This is a genomic window from Novosphingobium sp. BL-S-24 (assembly GCF_055521575.1).
Genome location: NZ_CM145488.1, coordinates 2,652,065 through 2,678,094, shown reverse-complemented (window position 1 = coordinate 2,678,094; position 26,030 = coordinate 2,652,065). Strand labels below are relative to the sequence as shown.

At 58.7% G+C, this 26,030-nt stretch carries 23 protein-coding genes and 1 tRNA gene; 15 read left to right on the top strand and 9 right to left on the bottom strand.

Annotation, left to right across the window (positions count from 1 at the left end):
- Nucleotides 1-15 precede the first annotated feature (15 nt).
- The 4 genes from ACZ1JM_RS18160 (at nucleotide 16) to ACZ1JM_RS18145 (ending at nucleotide 7,111) form a co-directional block, all read left to right on the top strand.
- Nucleotides 16-186, top strand: coding sequence for a hypothetical protein (locus ACZ1JM_RS18160; protein WP_465133737.1), 171 nt, complete (start codon nucleotides 16-18; stop codon nucleotides 184-186).
- 160 nt (nucleotides 187-346) lie between these two features.
- A complete protein-coding gene (locus ACZ1JM_RS18155; protein ID WP_465133736.1) occupies nucleotides 347-3,145 on the top strand; it encodes a bifunctional diguanylate cyclase/phosphodiesterase in 2,799 nt (932 codons plus the stop codon).
- Between the two features lie 134 nt (nucleotides 3,146-3,279).
- Nucleotides 3,280-5,370: a putative bifunctional diguanylate cyclase/phosphodiesterase gene (locus ACZ1JM_RS18150; protein WP_465133735.1), complete on the top strand. Its 2,091-nt coding sequence runs from the start codon at nucleotides 3,280-3,282 to the stop codon at nucleotides 5,368-5,370.
- Nucleotides 5,371-5,788: 418 nt separating this feature from the next.
- Nucleotides 5,789-7,111 carry an MATE family efflux transporter gene (locus tag ACZ1JM_RS18145; RefSeq protein ID WP_465133734.1) on the top strand — a complete coding sequence of 441 codons (1,323 nt, stop codon included), beginning with the start codon at nucleotides 5,789-5,791 and terminating at the stop codon, nucleotides 7,109-7,111.
- 9 nt (nucleotides 7,112-7,120) lie between these two features.
- Here ACZ1JM_RS18145 and ACZ1JM_RS18140 read toward each other — a convergent pair whose 3' ends face one another.
- Genes ACZ1JM_RS18140 through ACZ1JM_RS18130 form a run of 3 tightly spaced genes read right to left on the bottom strand, consistent with a single transcriptional unit; the run spans nucleotide 7,121 to nucleotide 11,281 of the window.
- The gene (locus ACZ1JM_RS18140) at nucleotides 7,121-8,671 is read right to left on the bottom strand and encodes a DHA2 family efflux MFS transporter permease subunit (RefSeq protein ID WP_465133733.1); all 1,551 of its coding nucleotides are present in this window, start codon (nucleotides 8,669-8,671) and stop codon (nucleotides 7,121-7,123) included.
- The gene (locus ACZ1JM_RS18135) at nucleotides 8,671-9,828 is read right to left on the bottom strand and encodes an EmrA/EmrK family multidrug efflux transporter periplasmic adaptor subunit (RefSeq protein WP_465133732.1); all 1,158 of its coding nucleotides are present in this window, start codon (nucleotides 9,826-9,828) and stop codon (nucleotides 8,671-8,673) included. The genes ACZ1JM_RS18140 and ACZ1JM_RS18135 overlap by 1 nt, the downstream gene beginning before the upstream one ends.
- Complete coding sequence (locus ACZ1JM_RS18130) at nucleotides 9,821-11,281, bottom strand: efflux transporter outer membrane subunit (RefSeq protein WP_465133731.1); 1,461 nt, start codon at nucleotides 11,279-11,281, stop codon at nucleotides 9,821-9,823. The genes ACZ1JM_RS18135 and ACZ1JM_RS18130 overlap by 8 nt, the downstream gene beginning before the upstream one ends.
- 25 nt (nucleotides 11,282-11,306) lie before the next feature.
- Between ACZ1JM_RS18130 and ACZ1JM_RS18125 the strand changes: the two genes are divergently transcribed.
- The 7 genes from ACZ1JM_RS18125 (at nucleotide 11,307) to ACZ1JM_RS18095 (ending at nucleotide 17,364) form a co-directional block, all read left to right on the top strand.
- Nucleotides 11,307-11,957, top strand: a complete 651-nt coding sequence (locus ACZ1JM_RS18125) for a TetR/AcrR family transcriptional regulator (RefSeq protein WP_465133730.1) — start codon at nucleotides 11,307-11,309, stop codon at nucleotides 11,955-11,957.
- 344 nt (nucleotides 11,958-12,301) lie between these two features.
- Nucleotides 12,302-13,150, top strand: coding sequence for an acetyl-CoA carboxylase, carboxyltransferase subunit beta (gene accD / locus ACZ1JM_RS18120; RefSeq protein WP_465133729.1), 849 nt, complete (start codon nucleotides 12,302-12,304; stop codon nucleotides 13,148-13,150).
- Nucleotides 13,147-13,599 (top strand): acetyl-CoA carboxylase biotin carboxyl carrier protein, encoded by a 453-nt coding sequence (accB, locus tag ACZ1JM_RS18115; RefSeq protein ID WP_465133728.1) that lies wholly within the window; start codon nucleotides 13,147-13,149, stop codon nucleotides 13,597-13,599. Before accD ends, accB begins: the two co-directional genes overlap by 4 nt.
- A 13-nt stretch (nucleotides 13,600-13,612) precedes the next feature.
- On the top strand, nucleotides 13,613-14,965 hold the full coding sequence (gene accC / locus ACZ1JM_RS18110) for an acetyl-CoA carboxylase biotin carboxylase subunit (RefSeq protein WP_465133727.1): 1,353 nt from the start codon (nucleotides 13,613-13,615) through the stop codon (nucleotides 14,963-14,965).
- 94 nt (nucleotides 14,966-15,059) lie between these two features.
- Complete coding sequence (locus ACZ1JM_RS18105; protein ID WP_465135128.1) at nucleotides 15,060-16,007, top strand: acetyl-CoA carboxylase carboxyltransferase subunit alpha; 948 nt, start codon at nucleotides 15,060-15,062, stop codon at nucleotides 16,005-16,007.
- Between the two features lie 33 nt (nucleotides 16,008-16,040).
- Complete coding sequence (locus ACZ1JM_RS18100) at nucleotides 16,041-16,574, top strand: phosphoribosyltransferase (protein WP_465133726.1); 534 nt, start codon at nucleotides 16,041-16,043, stop codon at nucleotides 16,572-16,574.
- Nucleotides 16,575-16,671: 97 nt separating this feature from the next.
- Nucleotides 16,672-17,364, top strand: a complete 693-nt coding sequence (locus ACZ1JM_RS18095; protein WP_465133725.1) for a DUF2490 domain-containing protein — start codon at nucleotides 16,672-16,674, stop codon at nucleotides 17,362-17,364.
- A gap of 21 nt (nucleotides 17,365-17,385) precedes the next feature.
- Here the strand turns inward: ACZ1JM_RS18095 and ACZ1JM_RS18090 are convergent, their stop codons facing one another.
- From ACZ1JM_RS18090 to ykgO, 6 genes are all read right to left on the bottom strand, one after another.
- On the bottom strand, nucleotides 17,386-18,147 hold the full coding sequence (locus tag ACZ1JM_RS18090; protein WP_465133724.1) for a proteasome-type protease: 762 nt from the start codon (nucleotides 18,145-18,147) through the stop codon (nucleotides 17,386-17,388).
- 81 nt (nucleotides 18,148-18,228) lie between these two features.
- Nucleotides 18,229-19,092 carry a transglutaminase family protein gene (locus tag ACZ1JM_RS18085; RefSeq protein WP_465133723.1) on the bottom strand — a complete coding sequence of 288 codons (864 nt, stop codon included), beginning with the start codon at nucleotides 19,090-19,092 and terminating at the stop codon, nucleotides 18,229-18,231.
- A 9-nt stretch (nucleotides 19,093-19,101) separates the two neighbouring features.
- Nucleotides 19,102-20,049 (bottom strand): alpha-E domain-containing protein, encoded by a 948-nt coding sequence (locus ACZ1JM_RS18080; RefSeq protein ID WP_465133722.1) that lies wholly within the window; start codon nucleotides 20,047-20,049, stop codon nucleotides 19,102-19,104.
- A 16-nt stretch (nucleotides 20,050-20,065) separates the two neighbouring features.
- Nucleotides 20,066-21,517: a circularly permuted type 2 ATP-grasp protein gene (locus ACZ1JM_RS18075; RefSeq protein ID WP_465133721.1), complete on the bottom strand. Its 1,452-nt coding sequence runs from the start codon at nucleotides 21,515-21,517 to the stop codon at nucleotides 20,066-20,068.
- A gap of 131 nt (nucleotides 21,518-21,648) precedes the next feature.
- Nucleotides 21,649-22,278: an HAD-IA family hydrolase gene (locus ACZ1JM_RS18070; RefSeq protein WP_465133720.1), complete on the bottom strand. Its 630-nt coding sequence runs from the start codon at nucleotides 22,276-22,278 to the stop codon at nucleotides 21,649-21,651.
- A gap of 95 nt (nucleotides 22,279-22,373) precedes the next feature.
- Nucleotides 22,374-22,499, bottom strand: coding sequence for a type B 50S ribosomal protein L36 (gene ykgO / locus ACZ1JM_RS18065; protein ID WP_003046794.1), 126 nt, complete (start codon nucleotides 22,497-22,499; stop codon nucleotides 22,374-22,376).
- A gap of 180 nt (nucleotides 22,500-22,679) precedes the next feature.
- Here ykgO and ACZ1JM_RS18060 point away from each other — a divergent pair, with 180 nt between their 5' ends.
- From ACZ1JM_RS18060 to ACZ1JM_RS18045, 4 genes are all read left to right on the top strand, one after another.
- The gene (locus ACZ1JM_RS18060) at nucleotides 22,680-23,447 is read left to right on the top strand and encodes a DUF4136 domain-containing protein (protein ID WP_465133719.1); all 768 of its coding nucleotides are present in this window, start codon (nucleotides 22,680-22,682) and stop codon (nucleotides 23,445-23,447) included.
- 148 nt (nucleotides 23,448-23,595) lie between these two features.
- Nucleotides 23,596-24,696: a branched-chain amino acid aminotransferase gene (locus ACZ1JM_RS18055; protein ID WP_465133718.1), complete on the top strand. Its 1,101-nt coding sequence runs from the start codon at nucleotides 23,596-23,598 to the stop codon at nucleotides 24,694-24,696.
- A gap of 149 nt (nucleotides 24,697-24,845) precedes the next feature.
- Nucleotides 24,846-25,700, top strand: coding sequence for a glutathione-dependent disulfide-bond oxidoreductase (gene yghU, locus ACZ1JM_RS18050; RefSeq protein WP_465133717.1), 855 nt, complete (start codon nucleotides 24,846-24,848; stop codon nucleotides 25,698-25,700).
- Nucleotides 25,701-25,799: 99 nt separating this feature from the next.
- Nucleotides 25,800-25,874: transfer RNA gene (locus tag ACZ1JM_RS18045), tRNA-Gln, on the top strand.
- Nucleotides 25,875-26,030 lie beyond the last annotated feature (156 nt).

The window sequence follows — 26,030 nt, the reverse complement described above, 5'->3', positions numbered from 1 at the left end:
AGGAAAGGAATGAGCATGACGACCATGACCGCCGAACCGACCCGCGCCCGCGCGGTGCTCTCCAACGAGGATTTCAAGCTGCTGCAGGAAGCGGTGCTGTTCTACCTGAAGGCACACGAAGACGATCCCATATCGTCCAAGTATTCCAATCTCTATCACCGTCTCGGCAGCGCAGTTCGCCGCTAGGACAGAGTTTTTCCTGGGGAGGAAAAGCTTGGCCCGTCACCTTTCTCGGTGGCGGGCCATTTGCTTTTGCAGACTGCAGTATCGAATACTGCCGGAGCGGTCCTTGTTGCCGTAAATTGCTTTAAGTCGCCTTAAGCATTGCCCGTATAACTCCAATTGCATGAGTGGAACGGCAACAGTCCAGGTTCAGGAGGTGATCGCCTCGATGCACAACAGCGATCGCCCGGAGATGATAATCCTGGCGACGATCGCCAGTGCCTTCGCCAATGCCATCGCCTTGTCCATCGTAGCCCAGTCGAAGCGTATTCAGGGGGCGCAACGCCGTGATTCTGCGTTGCTTGCCGGGCTGATCCTCGGGTTCGGCTCCTGGTCAGGACATTTCCTGACGGTTCTGGGGTACGGAAATACCTACATCGCCGGGTACTCCGCAGCATTGACGACGGCATCGCTGGTCGTCGGCATCTGCAGCGCTCAGATGGCACTTTACATCCTGCTGCATGCCAACACGTTGCTGGGCCGATTGGTTGCTGGGTCGCTGCTAGCGATGGGCCTGGCCGCCATGCATTATATTGCAACTTCCGCGCTTCGCGTGCCGGCAACGCTGAAGTGGGATTGGCTTCTCGTTGCGGTTTCGATCATCGTACCCCTTCTGATGATATGTCCGGCGCTGATTATCGTCACGAAAGCGCGCCAGAGGTGGGACATCGCCGCCGCAATCGCCATAATGTGCGTTGCCGTCAGCATGATGCACAACATCGGCACGGAGGCGCTGTCGTTCATCCCATCGAAGCAGGCCAATGATGGCGCTACCGTCCAGCAGAATGTCCTGGCCGCGTGGATCTGCGTGTTCTCGCTGGCCACGCTGGCGATCAGCGGTCATGTCCATAAGCGCCGACAAACCGTTCATGCCACTCGCCAGCTCAAAGATTTGCAGTTCGCCAAACTTATCGGCGGAACCTCGGACTACGCCATATGCATGCTGGATCGGCAGGGAGTCGTCGCGTTATGGAACGCCGGTGCCCATGCGCTGATCGGATACGATGCCGAAGAAGCCACCGGCCTTCCCTTCTGCAGCTTTTTCAATGAGGCGGATCGCCAGGCGGGGCGTCCGCAAAATGCCCTCCTCGAGGCATTGCAGGATGGGATCGCCAAAGGAGAATGGGCCTGCAAACGCAAAAACGGGTCGGAGTTCTGGGCCCACGGGACCGTGGAAAAACTGTGCGACGATAACGGGCAGCACATCGGCTTCTCGATCATCACCCGTGACGTGTCGGAAATCAGGCAAGCGCAAGACGCGCTGGCGATAACGACCGGACAACTCGATACTGCCATTGAGAATATGCATCAAGGCTTGTGCATGTTCGACCGAGACGAACAGTTGTTGCTCGCCAACGCAGCGTTCTACAAAGTGTGGTCGATACGCCCCGAACATCGCCGTCCAGGCATTTCATTATCAGAATTTGTTGACGCCGGTTATTTCAGCGTCGGCCACCCCCCTGCCGAGACACTCGACCGTATTCGACGTTCCGTTCGTCAGGCGCATGCCACCGGTGGCAACCAGGCCCGAGTCATGACTTTGAGGGACGATCTTATCCTCGCCGTTTCAGAGCGCCCGGTTCCGGACGGCGGATGGATCGTCACTTGCGAAGACATCACCGGTCAGCGTCGGATCGAAGCTAGAATAGCGCACATGGCGATGCATGATGCGCTGACCGGATTACCCAACCGTACTCAGTTCTATCACCGCCTTGACCTCATGATCGAGAAGGCAGAGCCAACCGACCACATCGCCGTGGTGGCCATCGACCTCGATCGATTCAAGGAAATCAACGACACGTTCGGTCACGCGTCGGGGGATCATGTGCTGCGCGTATTGGCCGAACGCTTCATGGCCTGTCGTCGCGAGGGCGAGGCGATCGCGCGTCTGGGCGGAGATGAATTCGCCGCGACAATATCGTTCACTCGAAAGAGCGAGTTGAACGAATTCATCGCCCGCATCCAGGCGTGTATCGCATCGCCGGTGTCAGATGAGGGTCATCCTCTGACGGTCGGAGCCAGCCTCGGCATCGCTGTCTATCCACATGACGCCCAATCGCGTGAAACACTGCTGAACAATGCTGACCTTGCTATGTATCGAGCCAAGGGTAACGTTGGCGAGAGCGTATGCTTCTTTGAAGCCGGCATGGACGAGACCGCTCGATATCGCCGATTACTTGCAGCAGATTTGAAGCAAGCCATCGGTCGTGACGAATTGAGCGTGCTGTACCAGCCGCAACATTCGCTGCACACCGGTGCGGTCATCGGATACGAAGCGCTGCTCCGCTGGACACATCCCCTGCGTGGTTCGATCTCTCCGGCTGAATTCATCCCCATAGCGGAAGAGAACGGGGACATCATCCAGCTGGGTGAATGGGTCTTGCGGCAGGCCTGCGCGGAAGCATGTGCCTGGCCCGGCGAGGAGAAAGTTGCCGTAAACCTTTCGCCCGTGCAGTTCTTGCAGCGCGATCTGGTGTCGATGGTACGCTCCGTGCTGATGGAGACCAGACTGCCGGCTTGGCGGTTGGAACTGGAGATCACGGAAACCGCAATTATCCACGACAAACTCCGCGCCCTGCACTGCCTGCGGCAGATAAAGGCAATGGGCACCAGCGTTGCTATAGACGACTTTGGGACGGGGTACTCCTCGCTCGACACGCTCCAGTCCTTCCCTTTCGACAAGATCAAGATCGACAAATCGTTTCTGCTCAAATCGGAAGGTAACGCTCAGGCGCGCGCGATCATCCGCGCAGTGCTGGCGCTGGGGAAAAGCCTGAGCATCCCGGTTTTGGCGGAAGGGGTAGAGACCGAAAGCCAGCTTCGTGTCCTTGAAGCCGAGGGCTGTGATGAAGCTCAGGGGTTCTATTTCGGCCGCCCCTCACCAGCGCCAAGTCTTGAAATTTCCAAAACCATGCATGGCTGATTACCGCACGGTTGGCGGCGAATTCCAATTTCCTTTTGATATTGTATTGCGCACCGCCCGATGACCCCCGACATCATTGGTGAGATGTTAACCGTCACGGTCATAAAACATGCCATAAGCATTTGGGGATAGCCGTGCACCTGGGTCTAGACGAGTACGAAGGCGGAGCGGTGGAAGGCAGTGAATCGAAGCCTTCGCTCGATAAGGCACTTCAAGCTGCGTCTATTGCCGAAACGCGTCTGCGCGAGGTGATCGAAGCCATGCCGCAGGGCATCGTCTTCCTCGATGAGGAAGACCGCTATGTCCTCTGGAACGAGAAATACGCGCAAATATACGAAAGGTCAGCAGACCTTCTTCAACCCGGCGTCAAGCTGGTGGATGTGCTGCGCATCGGCATGGCTCGTGGCGACTACCCGGAAGCCGAGGGTCGCGAAGACGAATGGCTAGCGGCGCGTCTGGAGCAGCTCAAGGCACCGGGTCAGCGGCATGAACAACGTCTGTCCAATGGACGTTGTATCCTGATCGAAGAACGCAAGATCGAAGGCAGCGGAACGATCGGCATCCGTGTCGACATTACCGATCTTAAGCAGAAAGAAGATACCTTCCGGGTGCTATTCGAACGTAATCCGCTTTCAATGCTGGTTTACGACCTTGAAACCGGCTTGATCCGCGCCGCGAACGAAGCGACCTGCAATCTGCTTGGATATGAACCGGGCTCGATGGAAGGAATGGCTGCCCGCGATCTGTTTGTCCCGAACGATTGGGAAGGCGCTTCCGAACTCCTGAGAGCCGACCATTCGGATACAAGTGATGGTTGGCAGATGCTTCGTAAAGACGGGACCTACGTACATGCCGTTATCTCGACACGGCTGTCCGAAATGGAGGACTATGCCGGAACGATCGTGTCGATCTTTGACGTTACCGAACGTCGGCAGATCGAACAGCGCATGGCCCATATGGCCCGGCACGATGAGCTGACGGGCTTGGCAAATCGCGCAAGTTGCCGCAAGCATCTACGCGATCTGCTCGAAGGCGCGGGTAGCGCCGAAACCGTCACCCTTGCGCTGGTCGACCTCGATCACTTCAAGCCTGTCAACGATACATATGGCCATCAGTTCGGCGACATCGTCCTGACCGAAGCGGCCGCGCGGATGCGTGAGCTTATCCCCGCCAATGCGCTGCTGTGTCGTATCGGAGGAGATGAGTTCGCCGTCATCTTCCGCCGATCGAGCCAGACGCAAGCCGAGCTCGTTTCGAAATCGATAATCACTACACTTTCGGAGCCGTTCTTCGTCCAAGGTCATATGATCCATATCGGCGCAACGATCGGGCTTGCGTCTGCGCCGTTCGATAGCCGGGATGCCGAGACACTGATGCGCTATGCCGACTTGGCTTTGTACGCCGCGAAAGGCGAACGGCGCGGCACCTGTCGCGGCTTCGAAGTCGCCATGGACGCCGCCGCGCAGGAAAAAAACCGGCTGGAAAAGGATCTGCGTCAGGCGGTTCGAGAACGGACCTTGGATGTCTATTACCAGCCGATAGTCGATCTCCAGACGGGAGCGATCGAATGCTATGAGGCATTATTGCGCTGGCACCACCCGGAACGGGGATCGGTGCCTCCGGATGTGTTCGTCCCGCTTGCCGAAGAAATGGGGTTGATCGACCAGATCGGGCGGTATGTCCTCAATTGCGCATGCTCCGAAGCTATCCGCTGGCCCGAGAACGTTCGCGTGTCGGTGAATGTATCGCCCCTACAGTTCCGCAACGGCAACCTGCTCAGCACGGTCATCAACGCTCTGTCCACGTCCGGTCTGTCCGCAGAGCGCCTCGAACTGGAAATCACCGAGGCGGTCCTAATGGAAAAAGGCCCGCGCCCAGCGGCCATTATCCGCAACCTGCGATCGTTCGGGATCGGCATATCGCTGGATGATTTCGGCACCGGCTATTCATCCTTGAGCTACCTGCTCAATTACCCATTCACCAAGATCAAGATCGACAAAGCGTTCATCCTTAACCTTCAAGAAGAAGCAAGCTCGCGCGCTGTCATTCGTGCCGTGATCGGTCTGGGCCGCAGCCTTGGCCTAACCGTGGCGGCGGAAGGAATCGAACGTGAGGCTGAACGCGATTACCTGCGTGAGGAAGGGTGTACCCAAGGTCAGGGTTACCTCTTTGGACGAGCGGAACCGCCAACCAGCATCGCAGCCGCAGCCTCTCGTGCGGCCTGATCAGACCATAAAAAATACGAATTCTAACGGCATACGTAGTTTCCAGCTTGGCCAGCCGGAAATTCTAATGCAGACTACTTCTTGAAAGGTTCCTGCAACCTTACCGAAGTTGGGAGAGAGCGCGCCGGGGACGATTTATTTCGACCCGGCGCGCCGATTTTAATGCAGCGCAGCATTACCATTCGCAGACCCAACGGCCAGATCATCTCCCCAATTCACTAGCAAAGCAAGCATTGTTTACTCCCTGCCAGGGATTGGTTTCGGAAATCTTTTTTGCGGTGCAACACGATGTTGATCGACCCGTGATCGGGGAAAATCGGACCTTGGTGATTCGCGTTGATGATGCCCAATAAGGTGTTTGCGTTCCGGAGAGATTCTCACGACGGGAGCGAGCCACTCGGGGGGCGATCAGGCAGTGATGGCGGCAGATAACGGTCCAAGTTCGCAGTTATGGTCGATCGCCCTTCCCGCAATGCTGACCAACATCGCCACCGCCCTGTTCGGCTTGGCGGATATGTGGGCGATCGGCACGCTCGGCGATGCTCCGGCCCAAGGCGCGGTGGAGTTGGGCGCAAAGTACATGTTTGGCCTCCTCAATGTGTTCAACTTCCTGCGAACCAGCACCATTGCGCTAACTGCGCAAAGCGCAGGCCGCCGGGATACGGACCTTCAGGGGGCAACTCTTGCCCGCGCCATGTCCGTGGCTCTCGGCATCGGTGCATTGCTACTGATTGTAAGACCGTGGGCGATGTCGCTAGGTCTGGATCTGTTGCAGGCTGATGGACCGTTGCGGGCCGACAGCGCCACGTATATTGGTATCCGATATTGGGCAGGCCCTATATGGTTGGCGAACTGCGTGTTGGTGGGATGGCTCATCGGTCGTCGTCGCATTCGCTTCGTTCTTGGCGTGGAGATCGTGGCCAACATCGCACACATCGCTTTGGACCTTGTGCTAGTGCTTGTCATAAAATGGGGCGTCGCCGGTGTCGCGGTCGCAACCGTAAGCTCCGAAATGCTAAAGCTCGTCCTTCTCGCAAGTGTGGTTGTCCGCACGGGCGTGGCGCAGCAGGCCATCGCATCGATACGGCGCAAATCGACTTGGCGACGCCATGACGTGCTGAAGCTGTTCGCACTCAATCGTGACTTGTTTCTCCGCACGTTGCTGCTGACAGCGGCCATGCTGATTTTTGCACGAAGCGGCGCTCAGGCTGGACCCGTAACGCTGGCGGCCAATGGCATCCTTTTTCAGTTGTTCATGCTCGCCACGCTGTTGTTGGACGGATTTGAGAGCGCTGCTCAGGTCCTATGCGGCGAGGCGCGCGGCGCGGGCGCGAAGGAAAGGTTTGCCCTCTTCGTCCGAAGCGCCGTGCTTTGGGGCGGCATTTCGGGGCTGGCACTGTCCGCTATCTACGTGCTCGTGGGGGCCCGGGTGGCTGCCGCATTCAGCCTCGACCCGGAAGTGGTGCAGGCAACTGCGCAGTATGCCCTTTGGCTGTCGCTATTGCCCGCAGTAGGGGCGGCGTCGTTCGTCCTGGACGGCGTATTCGTCGGCGCTGGCTGGACACGAGCCATGCTCGGGACAATGGCGGCGGCGATGCTGCTTTATGTCGCGCTACTGATCGGCCTTCGCCCCCTTGGCAATACCGGCCTATGGATCGCTTTTATCGGATTTCTCCTCGCCCGCGCAATCGGGCAAGCGATGATCCTTCCAGCACTTACCCGCCGGACATTCGTGACCTGAAACAGATGATCAGTGTCCGGCTGCAGGCTTGGCCGATTTGGGCGGACGCGGTGCGAACCAGATAGTCAGCGCCGCCAGGAACAATGCGACCGCCGCGATGCCGAATAGATGCCCCGTGGCCACCGCCGTACCCTGATTTTCGACAAGCCGAGCGATAGTCCCTCGCGCCTGCTCAGCCGATAGGCCCTGCTGCTGCAACATTCGGGATGTCTCGGCCGCGCCGTTCAGGGTCCCTGCAATCTCAGCTGACCGTTCACGCGACATATCGCTCCAGACGGTAGTGATGATGGCGGTGGCTACTGCGCCGGCCAACGTTCGGCCGAAATTTGCGATGCCCGCTGCCGAAGCGGTTTCTCTTGGCAGCACGGAACTTAGACTGATGGTCGTCAAAGGCACGATCATGAACGACACCCCTATCCCCTGCAGCAATTGCGGCGTGGCGATGGTCCAGAACGTGATTTCCGTCGACCAGATCATACGCATCGCAGCACAGATGCCGATCCACGAAATCCCGACGAATACGATGAGCCGCGGATCGAAACGTTGCATCAGTTTGGGCACGAAAGGCGATGCGACGACTGCAAGAACCCCGCTGAAGGCCATGGCATACCCTGCGTCTGTGGCCGTGTACCCCATGGATGTCTGCAACCACTGGGGGATGATGACGATCGACGCGAAATACGTGCCAAAGGCGATCGTAAGCGACAGGGTGGCTGCGGAAAATCCTCGATGTCGAAATACGCTGATGTCAACGATCGGGTGTTCCTCGGTCAATTCCCAAATAAGGAACACCACGAAGAACACGGCCGCGATGCAGGCCAGCATGACGATCTTGCCGGATGAGAACCAATCCTCTTCCCGGCCAAGGTCAAGCATCATCTGGAATGCACCGACCCAGATGATCAGCAGCAGCAGACCAATCTTGTCGATCGGCAATTTCTGCGTCGGGGTTTCAGCGCCACGAAGCAGAGTGAACACCCCGAAGAAGATCAACGCCACGATCGGTACGTTGATGAAGAATATCCACTCCCAGGACCAGTTGTCGGAAATGTATCCGCCCAGGATCGGCCCGGCGATTGGCGCAGTCACGACGGTCATTGCCCACATGGCCATTGCCTTGGGGTGCAATTCCTTGGGAAAGATGCGCAGAAGCAGCGTCTGGGTCAGCGGCATCAGCGGCCCGCCGCAAAAGCCCTGTCCAAGCCGGAAGACCACCAGCATCGACAGCGAACTGGATAGGCCGCAAAGCGTCGAGAACAGACCAAACCCGATCAGCGACAACATGAAGACGCGCAGCGTGCCGAAACGATTGGACAGCCAGCCGGTCAGGGGGACGCAGATTGCCTCCGCTACCGCATACGAGGTGATGACCCATGTGCCGCTGGAAACGGAGACAGCCAGGCCGCCAGCGATGTGCGGGACGGAGACGTTTGCGATCGTGGTATCGAGGACCACGATGAAGTTCGCCATCGCCAGGACCAGGCCCGCCAGGACGAGTTTCGCCCCGGTCAACGGCTGCGATGGACTGCCGGAACCCGTTGCTGCTGCGGCGCCAGCCATCAGTCCTTACTCGTCAGATCGATCTTGGCTTCCATCGACAAGCCGATGCGCAGCGGATGCTCCTTCAATTGATTGGGATCCAGCTCGATCCGTACCGGCAAACGCTGCACCACCTTGATCCAGTTGCCAGTCGCATTCTGGGCAGGGATCAAAGAGAACGCGGCACCCGTACCACCCGCAAAGCCGACAACCTTCCCGCGAAATTCCACATCATCGCCATAGAAGTCGGACGTCAGCGTCGCGGTCTGGCCGGACCGGACTTTGCCAAGCTGGTCCTCCTTAAAGTTGGCATCCACGTAAAGCGCGCCAACCGGAACGATCATCATGGCAACGGTGCCGGTCTCTATCCGTTGGCCGACCTGAATGGTCCGGCGCGCCACGACGCCGTCGATCGGAGCACGGATCACGGTTCGCGCCATCGCCAGTTTAGCAGTCGCGAGTTGTGTCTTGGCCAGCAAAACCTCCGGTGCCGTTTGTGAACTTGTGCCTTTCGTCAGGGCACGGGCGGCCTCCTCCTGGCGGCGGGCGTTTTCCGTGCTGGCGCGGGCCTGCGCAACGGCTGCGGAAGCTTCCCGCGCGCTGGCTTGTGCCGATGCCAGCGCCTGGCGTGCGGCCGTCACTTCCTCAGCGGAAACAGCGCCGCCGCTAGCAAGGGCATTGCGCCGCCGAAACTCTTCCTGCGCGCGGACGAGGCTTGCCTGAGCCGACGCTTGCTTCGCAATCGCAGAGTTGATCTGCGTCGCACTTGCGTCGGCCGCTGCGCCGAGGGCGTTGTTGTTGGCAAGCGACTGCCCATACCGACGCGTCGCATATTCGACCTGCGCTTCGGCTTGAGCCAGTGCTATGCGCTGGTCCTTGTCGTCCAGACGGAACAGAATCTGCCCCTTGCGGACGGGCTGCGTATCGGTGACCAGCACTTCGGCGATCTGGCCTGCGGTCAGCGGCGTGACTTCAGCGGTTTCGCCTCCAACGTAAGCGTTGTCAGTGGAGACAGACCGGCTGGCGATGAAAACGTCGTACAAGAAATACAGGGCGACCAGCACGGCAACGCCAATCGCAAGCCCGATCAGCAAAGGCTTGCGATTCTTCTTTTCGATCACGCTCCCGGCTTCGTCCGTTGCCGGATCCGCAGGCCGATCCTGCACGTCATCACTCATCGTCGGAAGCCTTTGCAATTGTAGGGGCTGCAAATCCACCGCCAAGCGCGCGTTGCAGCGCTACTTCGGTGGCAAGTGTACGGAAATGGGCATCAACGGCGGCTTCACGTGCCTGCAGGGCATCATTCTGTGCCGTCAACGCTTCAAGATAATTCGATAGTCCGCCACGGAAGCGTTGCATCGCCAGGTCGTATCCCACCTGCGATTTGCTCGCCGCTTCAGTCGCGTCCTGCTCTTGGCCCGCCGCCGCATCACGGCTCGCGATTGCGTCGGCGACCTCCTGGAAAGCGCCAATGACGGTTTCGTTATAATTGGCGACTGCCGCGTCGTAGCCCCCGCGTGCCTGAATGAACTGGCCTTTCAGCCGCCCCCCCTGGAAGATCGGCAGGCTCAGCGCCCCCCCAGCATTGCCGTACGTCGATCCGCTATCGATCAAGTTCGACAATCCCAAGGAGGTCAGCCCGATCAAGCCCCGAAGCGAAATATTGGGCATGTACGCCGCCTTCGCCTGGTCGATCCGAGCGCCGGCCGCCTGAGTCCGAAGGCGAGCAGCCACTATATCCGGGCGACGTCCGACGAGAGCTATTCCGGCGTCGTCTGGAATACCGGCGGCAGGGACGCTGACGATGGCTGGCGGAGCAATCGCCAAGCCGCGATCCGGGCCCTTGCCAAGCAACGCTGCGAGCGCATGACGTCGAAGAAGAATCTGCTCCTGATTTGCCGAAAATTGCGCTCGTGCTGTCGCGAGAGCGGCTTCGGCACGGCGCATGGGGGATTGGTTATCAATGCCCTGGCGCGCGCGTCGCCCCGTGAGGTCCGCAAAGTCCTGACGTGACTGCACGGCTGTGCCCAGCGCTTGGCCCCGCTCGATCAAACGGGCAAGATCGAAATAGGACGATACAACATTGCTTGAGAGCATCAACTCGGCCTGGCGTGCATCCGCCTCTGCCGCCTCGGCTTCGGAAGTGGCGGCCGCCAAGGCCTTGCGATTGGCACCCCAGAGATCGAGGTCAAAGTCGCCGGACAGCGCAAGCGTGCCCGTGCTGTTCCAACCTTTGGGGACGAATTCCGCTGGGATTCCATTATTATAACTTTGCTTGGTTACGCCTGCAGACCCCTGTCCCGCAATGGTCGGAAGCAGCGCTGCACCAGCTATGCCGGCCGCCCCCCTCGCCTGACGAATGCGAGCCTGCGCGGCAGCGACGCTTGGCGAGCCAGCCAGCGCCTCTGCTACCAGGGCGTCCAGTTGCGGATCGCCATATGCGGTCCACCATTCCTGGCGAGGCCAATCACCGACCGATGTCACACTTGCCAAGGAGCGAGACGAAGCGAGCTCCTGCGTCGTCGCCAACCGTGGGCGAGGACCGAGGTCGGGCGCCGCGCAGGCGGCGAGAACCAACACCGACGACATCAGGCCTGCCGCTGCGACTCGCGAGAATATATGTGTACCCATCAGTACACTTTTATCGAGATCATCATTGCGCCTGTCAATAGAAAGTGTACCATTCAGTACGGTTATGACAATACTGGTTGGAAAGCGTGAACTGAACAAAGAGCGCAAACGCGGCGAGATCGTTCGCGTTGCCAGTGATTTGTTTCTAAATCATGGCTACGGTGCAACCAGCATGTCGGCTATCGCTGACAAGCTGGGCGGCTCAAAGACGACTTTGTGGACGCACTTCCCATCAAAGGAGGATGTCTTTGCTGCAGTGATTGACCTGCATGTCGAGGTATTTTCCAAAGACGTCGATCGGGTGTTGGTTGGGCAGGCATTTTCCCAAGCGAACATGAAAAGCATTTGCCTGCGATTCATCGAGCGACTGCTGGATGACAGATCGATCCTGCTATACCGTCTCGTCACGAGTGAAGGCGCACGCTTTCCCGAAATCCGGCAGTTGTTCTATCAGCGCGGCCCATTGAAAATGCGCGCCCGCATAATCGAATTTCTCTCGACCAGCTTCGATGGAGACGATGCGAGGCGTCTTACGCAGTTCATAGTCCCGGCGGTCTTGGGGTACAGGTCTGAAATCCTGACTAGCCCTTACGTTTATACCCGGGTCGAACATGAGGCTTTCGTGGAAAATCTCATCGTCCACATCGCTTGGCCGCCTGAGAAATCGTCGTTGTAAAGATCGTTCGTGCGCGGCCATTCTGACTTGACGCCCTCCGCCTTTCAGCATGGATAGCCAACGCCTAGATGCTCCTATTCACTGATTTCATTGAATAAATTTACAGCCTAGCGGTCATGGAGCGAGGTCGCGGAGGCCGTTGCACGAACCCGATCGCAAGCAGTTGCCCACAGGATCACCCAAATTGGCTTGCGACGGCCCCGGCGATTCCTCTAATGGCGCACCTTCGACTGTTGATTTCGGCGATGTTATGCCGCTGATCGGCTGTCGAAAGCGTTTTTAAACAATGCTCGCAGGGGCGACACGGAAGGCTCTCTGCTCACCATGGGCAAGATCGGTACGACATGAGTTGGCTCAGCAAAGTACGTAATTCCCTATCCGGGTTGGCGAAAAGCGACACGGCGGATACGCTCTGGATGAAATGCCCGAGCTGCGGCGAAATGCTGTATGCAAAGGACTTCGAAGCCAATCTTTCGGTGTGCCCAAATTGTGAGCATCACGGGCGGATCGGTTCAAGGGCGCGTTTCGATCAGATTCTGGACGAGGGATATACGGTACTGGCGACGCCAAAAGTGCCTGAAAATCCTCTCAATTTCCGCGACACAAAGAAGTATCCTGACCGGCTGAAAGCTGCTCGCGCCGCCAATCCCTTTCCTGATGCGCTGACTAACGCTTTCGGCGCCATCGGAGGATCGAAAGCGGTGCTGGGCGTGCAGGACTTTGCGTTCATGGGCGGCTCCATGGGCATGGCGGTGGGTGAAGCATTCGTTGCCGGTGTAAACAAGGCAATCGCCGAGAACTGCGCCTACGTCATCTGCACCGCAGCGGGCGGAGCGCGCATGCAGGAAGGCATCCTGTCGCTCATGCAAATGCCGAAGACCACAGTGGCGACACGTCGTCTTGCTGCTGCGGGCCTGCCTTATATCGTCGTTCTGACTGACCCGACTACCGGCGGCGTCACGGCCAGCTATGCCATGCTGGGCGATGTACAAATCGCTGAGCCGGGTGCCCTTATCGGGTTTGCCGGCCAGCGGGTCATCCAGGATACCATCAGAGAAAAACTACCCGACGGCTTTCAGCGCGCCGAGTACCTCCATGCCCACGGCATGGTGGACATGGTGGTCCATCGCAAGGACCTCAAAGGCACGCTGGTGATGCTGCTTGAATACCTTGCACGAAAGGAAGTCGCGTGAATATCGATAGCGCCCTGGTTCGCGAGCTTGCCGAATTGCTGGCGGAGACCGGCCTTTCGGAGATCGAGGTGGAGGACGGTGAACGCAAGATCCGTGTTTCGCGCCAGCTGATCCAGCCAATGGCGTCCGCTCCTGCGTTCGCGCCGACTGCGCCAGCCGCCGCCCCTGCCGCTGCCGCTGCCGCGCCGGCAGAAATCGCTCCTGCTGCCGCTCCGATCGATGCGGTCAAGTCCCCGATGGTCGGCACCGTCTACCTCGCCGCCGAACCCGGGGCGCCTGACTTCATCTCGGTTGGCAAATCCGTCAAACAAGGCGATGTGCTGCTGATCGTAGAGGCCATGAAGGTGATGAACCAGATCACTGCGCCCAAATCGGGGACGGTCACAGCCATTCTCGTCTCCAACCAGCAGCCGGTCGAGTACGACCAGCCGCTCGTCGTGATCGACTGAGAGCGGAACTGACATGGCCATCAAGCGCCTCCTGATTGCCAATCGCGGCGAAATCGCGCTGCGCATCCATCGCGCCGCCCGCGAGATGGGCATCGAGACTGTCGCCGTGCACTCCACTGCCGACGCCGACGCAATGCACGTGAGACTGGCGGACCATGCGGTTTGCATCGGACCACCGGCGGCGAAGGACAGCTACCTCAACGTCGCGGCCATCATTTCCGCGGCCGAGATCACTCAGGCCGACGCGATCCACCCTGGCTATGGCTTCCTGTCCGAAAACGCCCGGTTTGCCGAGATCGTGGAGGCGCACGGCTTAAAGTGGGTCGGGCCCAAGCCTGAGCACATCCGCACCATGGGTGACAAGGTGGAAGCCAAGCGCACCGCGGGTGCTTTGGGCCTGCCGCTGGTCCCCGGCTCTGACGGCGCAATCGAGGATTTCGACGAAGCACGCGCCCTTGCAGAACAGATCGGCTACCCGGTCATCATCAAGGCGGCTTCGGGCGGCGGCGGACGAGGCATGAAAGTCGTGACCAACGCCGAAGAACTCGAAAGCCAGATGGGTCAGGCTCGGTCCGAGGCTAAGGCGGCTTTCGGCGATGCCACCGTCTATATGGAAAAGTACCTCGGAAACCCACGCCACATCGAATTCCAGGTCTTCGGCGATGGAAACGGTGCTGCAGTGCATCTCGGCGAGCGCGACTGTTCTTTGCAGCGTCGTCACCAGAAGGTCTTGGAGGAAGCGCCCTCGCCCGTCATCACGTCCGAAGAGCGTGATCGCATGGGTGGCATCGTCTCGAAGGCCATGGCCGACATGGGCTATCGCGGCGCGGGCACCATCGAATTCCTGTGGGAAAACGGCGAGTTCTACTTCATCGAGATGAACACCCGCCTGCAAGTGGAACACCCGGTTACCGAAGCGATCACCGGCGTCGATTTGGTGCGCGAACAGATCCGGATTGCGGACGGCCAGCCGCTGGCCTTCACGCAGGACCAGATCGAGTTCAAAGGCCATGCCATCGAATGCCGCATCAACGCGGAAGATCCGTGGAACTTCGCGCCTTCGCCCGGGCTGGTGAACAACTATCACGCTGCGGGCGGCATGAATGTGCGCGTCGACAGCGGGTTGTATGCCGGATACCGCATTCCGCCTTATTACGACTCGATGATCGGCAAGCTGATCGTTTCGGGTCGTAGCCGCAATGGTGCGATCATGCGACTGAAGCGGGCGCTGGAAGAAATGGTCATCGATGGCGTGAAGACGTCCATCCCCCTCCATCAGGCGCTACTGGACGATCCTGAATTCCAGTCGGGGGACTACACTATCAAGTGGTTGGAAGATTGGCTCGCCAAGCGCTCCGCAAACTAAATTGATATGGGTCGGCGCGATCAACGTCAAAGCGGCCCTAAGGACTGACGCATTGTGCTATCGGCCATATGCCGACGACACGGACTGGATGAGCATGATTTCGTTTCTGGACTTCGAAAAGCCGATAGCCGAACTGGAAGCACGGATCGCGGAACTGCGCGCAACCGCAAGTGGCAGCGACCTCGATATCGAGAGCGAGATTGCCAAGCTGGAAAAAAAGAGCGCGGGCATGCTGACCGCGACGTATGCGAAGCTGACGCCCTGGCAGAAGACGCAGGTGGCTCGCCATCCGCAGCGGCCGCACTTCCTTGATTATATCCGCCTGATATTCGCGGATTTCGTGCCTTTGGCAGGTGACCGGGTTTACGGCGAGGATGAAGCGATCGTTGGCGGGCTTGCTCGGCTGGATGGGCGCAAAGTCGTCGTGATCGGTCACGAAAAGGGTCATGACACGCCGAGCCGTATCAAGCACAATTTCGGCTCTGCGAAGCCGGAAGGCTACCGCAAGGCGATCAGGCTTATGCAACTGGCCGGCAAATTCGGGCTGCCAGTAGTGACGCTAGTCGATACCGCTGGAGCATTCCCGGGCATCGAGGCGGAAGAACGCGGTCAGGCCGAAGCGATCGCCCGCTCCACCGAAGCGTGCTTGGCGCTCGGAGTGCCGATGGTGGCCGCTATCGTCGGTGAAGGTGGATCCGGCGGTGCAGTCGCCATCGCCAGTGCCAATAAGGTCCTGATGCTGGAGCACGCGATCTACTCCGTCATCTCACCGGAAGGGGCATCGTCGATCCTGTGGCGCACTTCAGATAAGGCATCGGATGCGGCCACGGCAATGAAGGTGACAGCGCAGGATCTGCTCGCGCTCAAGGTAATCGATGCGATCGTTCCTGAACCGGCAGGCGGGGCTCAACGAGATCCGGCGGCTACCGCCCGCGCACTGGCAAACGCGATCGGGATGCAGCTTGATGCGCTATCGGCACAAAGTCCGGCGGACATAGTACGCCAGCGCGAAGATCGCTTCCTCGCAATTGGCGCGCTGTAATCGACGGGCCTGCGCAATGGAAATATGCAGCGAATGACTGCCAGCCCCGAACCTGATCTGTATTACCTGGACCACTCGGAGCACTTTCTACTCCTTGTTGACGGCCTTGCACGGAAGATTGCCGAAAACGACTGGCAGCCCGGTTTCGTCGTAGGAATTGGGCGTGGCGGGCTGGTTCCAGCGGTCTATCTTTCCCATCGGCTGAACGTGCCGATGCTGTCCGTCGATCACTCATCGAAAATGCCAGGGTTCGCAGACGAGCTTTTAGTCAAGCTCGCGGCAATGAGCGCATCCGGCATACAGATCCTGTTCGTCGATGATATCAACGATAGTGGCGGCACTATCGAATACATCAAGGCGCTGTTGAACGAACACTATGCCGCGTTGAGCAACGTCCGTTTCGGGGTTCTGCTCAACAACACTCGTTCGCGCGCCGACGTCGATCTTTGGGCGGAGCACATAGACCGGAATACCGATAAGCGCTGGTTCGTTTTCCCTTGGGAATCCCTCGCTTCCGAAACCGCGATAATCGAAGAGGCTAACACTGTCCCTGAGCGCCTTCGCTAAAGGCTGCCTTTGACGGGAAAGAACAGCTGTTAGTCCGGCAAGCTTCCAGCAACACATGAGCCATAGTTGGTCGGCTTCCCCAAAATGACAGGACGATATGCGCGCCCCAGCCCTCGCAGCCATAGCCATTGCTTCCGCCCTTCTTTTGGCGCCTGCTGCCTCGACGGCGGAAACCGTACACGACGAGCAAGTGTGGGTGAATCTTACAGCCATGGGTTCGGTGTCGCGCCAAGCAGTGTATTTTGCCGAATTCCAGCCTCGGACGGGCGATGGCCTTTCCCGGCTCGATGCCTTGCTGCTGCGCGGGGCGGTCGGCTGGAAATTCGCTCCTGCCGTAACGCTCTATCAAGGGTACGCGCACATCATTTCCCCCATCGAGGGTGGTCGCGACATTAATGAGGAGCGTAGCTTTCAGCAGCTCAATCTCGCGCTGGGCAAGCCTTTCGGCGGGGAACTCTCGTCGCGAACGCGGCTGGAACAGCGCTGGCGATCAGACGGCAACGATATGGGCTGGCGCCTGCGCGAAATGCTGCGGTACGAACACCCCCTCAAGCCGGGAAGCGACGCGGTGAATGCCCTCGTCTATGCCGAGGGCTTCGTTGCGTTGAATGATACCGATTGGGGCGCTAGAGCGGGCTTCGATCAACTGCGCAGCTTCGTCGGCGCCGAAGTGGGACTGAAAGGCCCGTCAACCTTGGAACTGGGTTACCTGAACCAAACCATCAATCGGGCTGGCGGCAACCTTCGCATGAACCACGTTGCATCAATCACGCTCTTCTATCGTAACTGACGAAGTGCGCCGCCTTATTGCTCAGCCCAGGATATGTTCCGGACTGGTGTCGAACCGATAGTCCGGCAATCCATCCAACGCGCTGCGCAATGCTTCGCTCCAACTCATCGACACCGATCGAAAATAGGCATCGGATGCATCGACCCGTCGTTGATGCAGCGGCGTAAAGCGGTCGCGCTCTATCACCAGCAAGTCCAGTGGTAATCCGACCGACAAGTTGGCCTTGAGCGTCGAGTCGAATGAAACCGTCAGCAGCTTCACCGCACTTTCGAAGCTCATCCCCCGATCGTACCCACGGATCAGGATGGGCCGACCATACTTCGTCTCGCCAATCTGGAAAAAGGGCGTATCGAAGCTGGCCTCGATAAAATTGCCTTCCGGGTAGATCAGGAAGAGGCGTGGTTCCATGCCTTTGATCTGACCAGCGACGATCATGGATGCGCTGAAGGTACCAGCTGCTTTTTGCCCGTTGTCGGCTGCCCGCCCGGCGATGATATCCTGAAGGAGGTGGCCAACGATCGAGGCGACCTGGAACATGGTAGGTGCTTCAAGCAGAGAGTTGTGTCGCTCGGAAGGCGCCTTGTTGCGTTCCTCCAGCTTGCTGACAACGGCCTGCGTCGTAGCCAGATTTCCCGCCGTCATCACCGTGATGATACGCTCGCCCGGAACCTCCCAATGATACATCTTCCGAAAGGTGGAGATGTTGTCGACCCCGGAGTTGGTGCGGGTATCGCTCATCATGACAAGCCCGCGGTCCAGCATCATACCCACGCAATACGTCATTCAATCAGTGTCCCTGCAAACCTTTTCCGGCACTGCTAGCCTCCTTGCTTCCGATCCGGAGGCAGTCAAGGAAAGAGCGGGTCAGCCGCCCTGCACTTGCTGCTGTCCGCCAGATGCAGACTGCTGCGCCTGAGCTTGTAGCCCCGATTGGCCTACCGATAGATGAACGTCCAACCGGGTTTCACCCGCCCCGGTCGCTATGCCGGTCACCGGCGCAGCTTCGGCATAGTCGCAACCCGTCGCCACTCGGATATAGCGTTCATCCGGACAGATCGCGTTCGACACGTCAAACCCGACCCAACCGAGGCCCGGCACGTGCGCTTCCGCCCAGCCATGTCCAGCTTCCTGCTCGGTCTGACCGTCCATATGGAGATAGCCGCCGACATAGCGCATCGGCACGTCCAGCATGCGGCCAGCGGCGATGAAGATATGGGCATGATCCTGGCACACGCCCTTCCCGGCCGCGAGAGCCTGCTCGGCCGTCGTCGACGCGTCTGTCGTGCCGCCGACGTACTCGACTTGCTCGGCAATGGCATTCGAAAGGACATGAAGATACCCAAGCGTGTCCGATCGATCAGCCTCGATCGCCGCCAGCAGCTGGCGCACTTTAGGGCCGGGCCGCGTCAGCGGTGTCGGCCGCAGAAAACACCAGAGCGGCATGAGCCCCGTATGCGCCCCCGTGACGCCATTGTTATCGATGGTCCGTACCGTGCCTTCACATGTCACGATGACCTCCGGGGCGCTGGCGGCAATCGAAATCAGATCGATATGGTTGAAATGCTGGTCGTCGTAAGCGGCTTCTCGTTTCGCCCCCGTGAAGTCCATTTTCCATTCGACGACTTCCTGCCCATGCGTCGATTTGGGCTTCAATCGCAACCGCTGAAGGCCGTGCGTCACCTGACCGGCGAAGGTGTAGCGGGTTGTGTGCTTGACAGTGAGGAGCACGACGCTCTCCTACTCGCTGAAACGATAATCGGCGGCAATGGCGCTGCCAATGTCGATTGTCTTGGCGATGAACCCCTGCAGGAATTCGTGCAGGCCTGCTTCAAAAACATCGTCGATGCTGGTTCGGTTTAGCGCAGCGGCGGTGTTGCGAACCAGATGGTGGGCTGACACTTCTTGGCCGTACTCCTTCGCAAGACCGGCCATGTTGCTAAGCAACTTCTCATAGCAAAAGACTAAACTGCGCGGAAATTGACCGTCCAGGATCAGAAAGCGGGCAATGCCACGCGGATCCATGGAACCAGCATTTAGCCAGGAATAAGCGCGGTTGCCCGCCACCGAGCGAAGCAAGGTATCCCACTGCACGTTGTCCAGGCTTGATCCCACCCATGCAGCCGACGGCAGCAAGACGTAATATTTCACGTCGAGAATGCGGGCGGTGTTGTCAGCACGTTCGATGAAAGTCCCGATCCGCGCGAAGTTGAAGACTTCGTTGCGGAGCATAGTGCCTTCCAGCGCACCCCTGACCAACGTCCCGGACCGGCGGATGGCGGTCAGCACTTCGCCAAGGTTGGTCTCGCGCACTGGTCGGGAAAGCAGATCCCGCAAGGTCATCCAACCTTCGTTGGTGGCTTCCCACACCGAGTTGGTGAGGCTGGTTCGCACCACCCGCGCATTCGTACGGGCATTCTCGACCATCGACAGAACCGAACCGGGATTATCTCGATCGCGCAGCAGAAAGTTGAACACCTGCGATCCGCTAAAGTCCGGATACTTGGCCCTGTACTCTTCCAGCAGGCCGGTCGTCGTCAGGACGGACTTCCATTCCTCGTCCTGCGATTGCCGGTTGCCTCGCGTGAGTGCGAGATGAAAGCCCACATCGATCAGGCGCGCAGTATTCTCGGCCCGCTCCAGATAGCGAGACATCCAGAAGACGCCATTGGCGGCACGTCCCAGCATCAGTTCGTGCCCCCCTTCACTCGTCCAGCACCCAACTGTCCTTGGTACCGCCGCCTTGCGAAGAGTTCACGACCAACGACCCTTCTTTCAACGCTACACGCGTCAGCCCACCCGGGGTTATGTCGATGCCGTCAGGTGATACGAGGACGAAGGGCCGCAGATCGACGTGCCGCGGCGCGAGCCCCTCTTTCACGAAAATGGGTACCGTGGAAAGCGACAGGGTCGGCTGGGCGATATAGTTGCCAGGCCGAGCGCGAAGCTTCACTTCGAAATCCGCTATCTCCTGCTTGGACGATGTCGGCCCGATAAGCATCCCGTATCCGCCCGACCCATGAACTTCCTTGACCACAAGGTCCTTGAGATTGTCGAGCACATAGCCAAGCGAGTCAGCCTCTGCGCAACGCCAGGTAGGGACGTTTTGCAAGATGGGCTTTTCGCCCGTATAAAACTCGACGATCTCTGGCATGTAGCTGTAAATCGCCTTGTCATCGGCAATGCCCGTGCCCGGCGCGTTGGCAATGGTGATTCCGCCAGAACGATAAACGTCAAAAATCCCAGCGATGCCCAAATGCGAATTGGGATTGAAGCTCAGGGGATCGAGATAGTCATCGTCCACCCGGCGATAGAGCACGTCGATCGCTTTGTATCCCGTGGTGGTCCGCATGCAGACACGGCCATCGACAACGCGGCAATCATTCCCCTCCACCAGTTCCGCGCCCATCTGGTCGGCTAGGAAAGCGTGCTCGAAATAGGCCGAGTTGTAGATTCCCGGTGTGAGGACTGCCACTACCGGCCGGCGCCCGCTTTTCCCCTTGGCAGCGTGATATGCGGGCGGCGCGCATGCTCTTAGCGAGCGGGCGAGACGGCGGGGATAATCCGACACCGGGCGCACCGGGATCTTCGTGAAAAGCTCCGGGAACATCGCCATCATGGTTTCGCGGTTCTCAAGCATATACGAGACGCCCGAAGGTGTTCTGGCATTGTCCTCAAGAACCATGAAATCGTCGGGGCCAGTGCGAACCAGATCGATGCCGACGATGTGGGTGTACACTCCGCCCGGCGGTGTGAAGCCGACCATCTGCGTCAGAAACGCTTCATTCGTGCGTAAAGCCGCAATCGGCAGACGGCCCGACCGGATGATTTCCTGCCGATGGTACAGATCGTGGAGAAACGCATTCAGCGCCCTCACCCGCTGTTCGATACCGCGGGTCAATTTGCGCCATTCCCGGGCCGTAATGATCCGCGGGATCATGTCGAACGGGATCAGCCGTTCTTCGGCGGCATCATCACCATAGACATTAAATGTAATGCCAATGCGACGGAAGAACCTTTCGGCTTCCGCGTCCTGCCGCTTGAGCCATTCGTTGTCCTGCCCATCGAACCATTGGCGGAATTCGGAGTATGCCGGACGAACAGAGCCGTCCGAGTTGAGCATTTCGTCGAAATTCGTAACGCTCTTTGCGGACATCGGGACTCCCTGTTCCGCAAATGATGCAACACGTTTTGAGACTTGCCAAGCATTCTCGCTGCAAGTGCGAAGATAAATATCCTGAAGTCGAATTTGCCCTCTGTCATAAGCTCAAAAGGACTGGCGAAACTTCAGTCGATAAGACCTCTAACAAGCAAATCGCTTCGAAGGCCCACCGCATCCTGGAAAAGGTGGACCTGCCAGCCTCGCGCCTGTGCTGCTGCGATGTTGGCTGCGTTGTCATCGATGAACAGCATGTCCGATGGCGCATACCCGAACCGCTCGGCAGCCAGCCGAAAAATGCGGGCATCGGGTTTGGCAATCTTCTCGTCGCCCGAGACAACGATGTCCTGAAACAAGTCAAACAAAGGTTCGCCGCCACGATACTCGCGCCAAAAAGGGCTGGCGAAATTTGTGATTGCAAACAGTGGCATCCCCCGCTCGGCGAGCGAACGAACCAAATCGTGACTTCCCGGCACGTTGCCCGGTATCGTCTCGATGAAGCGGGACGCGTAAGCATCGATCAGCGCATCGTGGCCCGGAAACTCGATCTTTCGAGCGGCGACCATTTCGGCAAGGTCGCGACCGGCGTCATGCTGGAAATGCCATTCTTCAGTCACGACATTCGCCAGGAACCATTCGAGCCGATCTGCGTCGTCAATCAGCTTCGCGAATAGATGGCGCATATCCCATTGGACCAGCACCCGGCCCACATCGAAGACGACGGCTTTCACCTGCTTTGCAGCATGTACTATAGACACGACAAGACCCCCGCAATCGACGGGGGCCTCATGTTCACACGCGAAACCATCCGCCGAAGTCGCCCGTCACGATCGACGGGCGCTGGCGAATAGAATCAGCCCTGGCGGGCTTTGAAGCGGCGATTGGTCTTGTTGATGACGTACGTGCGGCCGCGACGGCGGATCACGCGGTTGTCCCGGTGACGGTCCTTGAGCGACTTGAGGCTGTTACGAATCTTCATGGGTCAATCTCGTCCGTGTCGTCTTGGCGGTTACCGACCGCCGGAAATTCGAAGTGGCGCCGTTAGTGGTAGCATGCCGCGAAGTCAAGCAGCCTGCTCCATTTCCCGACCATTGCGCATCTACCAGGGATGCCCATCTGTAGTGTTCATCCGCTGGCAAGTTACCGCGCGCATAACAGATTGCGCGGCGCGACCCCACCACATTCGAACAAAGAATGGCATTCTAAGATGGAAAAGCTCAGAAGATCGGTCGCCATCGTCACCCTGGTGACAGCCGTGCTGATGGCGCCTGCTGCTCATGCGCAATGGGGCCCGGGGTGGCGATCGGGATGGACTGGGCTAGGTCGCGGCACGATGCTCGATTCGCCGCGCACAAATTCACGCACAAGCGATTCGCGCGAAGGCAGGGTGGACGTGACCCGGTTCGTCACATCCGATCCAATCGCTACGGAATTGGGCAAAGGCCCGGTATCTGTCGAATCCGAAGCGGGTGATGGACCGTGGGTACAGCCCAGCACGAGACGAACGTACGAGGCCGCTATCATCGATGCGCTGGTCGGGGCCGGTTATGACACGTTGCACCCGGATGTCCCCCAGCCCCAGATTGCAAAACTCAAGATTTCCAAACAGGTCCTCGCCTCCGCCGAAGAGAAGCGAAATCCCGTGAGCGGCACCGCTGCGATGGAGGTCGGCACTTACGGGCAATCATATGGGCTAGGTATCAATGTGGACCTGACAAAACCCAGATCGGCTTTGGTTGCTACTCGGCTTGACGCCCAAATCGTCGACAAGGCGACGGGCAAGGTGCTTTGGGAAGGTTACGCCACCATCGCGACCCGCGAAGGCGATGACAAATGGAGCGACAGCTTCATAGCGACGAAACTCGCTGGCGCTCTTTTTGACAACTTTCCAAAAGCAGATACAATCACGCCTATCAAAGCCGGATAGCGCGCTAATTCGTCCCGCATAATGCCCCTGGCACACTCACACTCCTAAAATTCGACGATAATCGTAAGAATTATTGTTGCTCAACGATTGCAAAGCGCGAAATAATAGTACAAAGCACTCAGCGAAGTTTAGCTAGAGGAAGTTTGTCATGGCGAGCGTCGCCGAAGTCGGATTGTCGTTCTCGACGGTTTCACACCCTGCGTTGGCCGGTGACGACGCGCGAGCGCACGTTCTGGAGAATCCTGGGTTTGGGACTCACTTCACGGATCACATGGTGACGATTGAGTGGTCCGAAGCCGATGGCTGGCACGATGCGGTCATTGGTCCGCGCCAGCCGATCGCGCTCGATCCTGCGGCAGCCGTCCTTCACTACGCTCAGGAAATCTTCGAGGGTCTGAAGGCGTACAAGCACGCAGATGGCTCGATCGCCCTGTTCCGCCCGGAAGCGAACGCCGCTCGGTTCAATCAATCGGCGAAACGCCTTGCGATGCCAGAGTTGCCGGAGAGCCTGTTCATCGAGTCGATTGAACGGCTAGTCCGCGCCGATAAGAGCTGGATTCCCGATGGCGATGGAAGCGCCCTCTATCTGCGGCCTTTCATGATCGCCACTGAGGCGTTCCTTGGTGTGCGCCCGGCCAAGCAGTACAAGTTCATCGTCATTGCCAGCCCCGCCGGAAACTACTTCAAATCCGGTGCTCCTGCAGTATCGATCTGGGTGAGCGACTACACCCGAGCGGCTCCAGGCGGCACGGGTGCTGCCAAGTGCGGCGGCAATTACGCGGCCAGTCTGGTTCCGCAGGCGGAAGCGATCGCGCGCGGGCATGACCAAGTCGTGTTTCTTGACGCCGCCGAGCATAAATGGATCGAAGAACTTGGAGGCATGAACCTCTACTTCGTGTTCGCCGACGGAACGTTGATTACTCCTCCTCTCACCGGCACCATTCTGCCGGGCATCACTCGGGACAGCTTGCTCACGCTTGCGCGTGAGGAAGGTCTGACAGTCAAGGAAGAGCGATACAGCCTTGATCAATGGCGTGATGACGCCGCGTCAGGGCAACTAATCGAAGTGTTCGCTTGTGGCACCGCCGCCGTCGTGACGCCGGTTGGCAAGGTAACCGGTCGCGACGGCGAGTTCACCATCGGGTCTGGCGGCCCCGGGCAGTTGACGGGTAGATTGAAGAGCCGCCTTGTCGATATTCAGCGCGGCGACGTCGCCGATACCCATGACTGGATCCACAAGGTCGCCTGAAAGTCAATCGTCAGGTCACAATAGTATGGAGCCTGACGACACCGCCTCGTGTCAGGATCGGAATATGGCGTGGGATCAAAAACGCGCACTTGTAGACGCAGGTGCGTAAACCTAACTGGGCTGGCATCTTACCATGTCAGGAGCCCGTTATGGCCGATCCCACCTATACCCCGCCCAAGGTCTGGACTTGGGACAAAGCAAATGGTGGGCAGTTTGCCAGCATCAATCGACCGGTGTCCGGCGCCACCCACGACAAGGAACTCCCGCGCGGGGATCACCCGCTGCAACTCTATTCCCTCGGCACGCCGAATGGTCAAAAGGTCACGATCCTTCTCGAAGAACTGATCGCGGCAGGTCATGCCGGGGCTGAATACGATGCGTGGCTGATTGATATCAGCGAGGGCGATCAGTTTTCTTCAGGCTTCGTCTCGGTCAATCCGAACTCGAAGATTCCTGCCCTCCTCGATTATTCCAGTCCCGACCCGGTGCGCGTGTTCGAATCGGGAGCCATCCTTTTCCATCTGGCTGAAAAGTTCGGCGCATTCTTTCCGCAGCACGGCCCGGCACGATCCGAATGTATGTCCTGGCTGATGTGGCAGATGGGAACTGCGCCATTGCTTGGCGGCGGGTTCGGCCATTTCTATGCCTATGCGCCGGAAAAGTTTGAATACCCGATCAACCGGTACGCCATGGAAGCGAAGCGGATCATGGATGTCGCCGACAAACGCCTTGCCGAGAAACGCTTTCTGGCTGGTGACGAGTACACCATTGCCGATATCGCCGCTTATGGCTGGTTCGGCGGCTTCATTCGGGGGGACGCTTATGGCGATGCCGCGACGTTCCTCGATGTCGCGAGCTTCACCAACCTGATGCGCTGGGGGGAGGAAATCGGCGCGCGCGACGCTGTTCGCCGTGGCCGGATCGTCAATCGAAAGGGCGATGGCTTTGTTCTTGAACGCCACAGCACTGCAGACATCAACAAGGTGCTCGACGGCAAAAGTTGAGCCGCCCGCGACTGAAAACCTCAAAGGGGCCTTTTCAGCATCGAAATAACTCGCTAAGCGCGCCTCTCCTCGGGGGCGGCTTGCAGTCTGCCTACCTGATGGGGCGTCGCCAAGTGGTAAGGCACCGGTTTTTGGTACCGGCATTCGCAGGTTCGAATCCTGCCGCCCCAGCCAACCTTATCCGCCGGATTGCGGGATGATCAACTCCGGCAAATTTCCGCCGTTCCGCACTCATTTGCGCTGCACCTTCAATTTTGCCACGGCTGAATCGCTCTAGGGTCTATGAATTGTGCGCGATCATAACATCACAAAATATGATCGCGCGCAGCA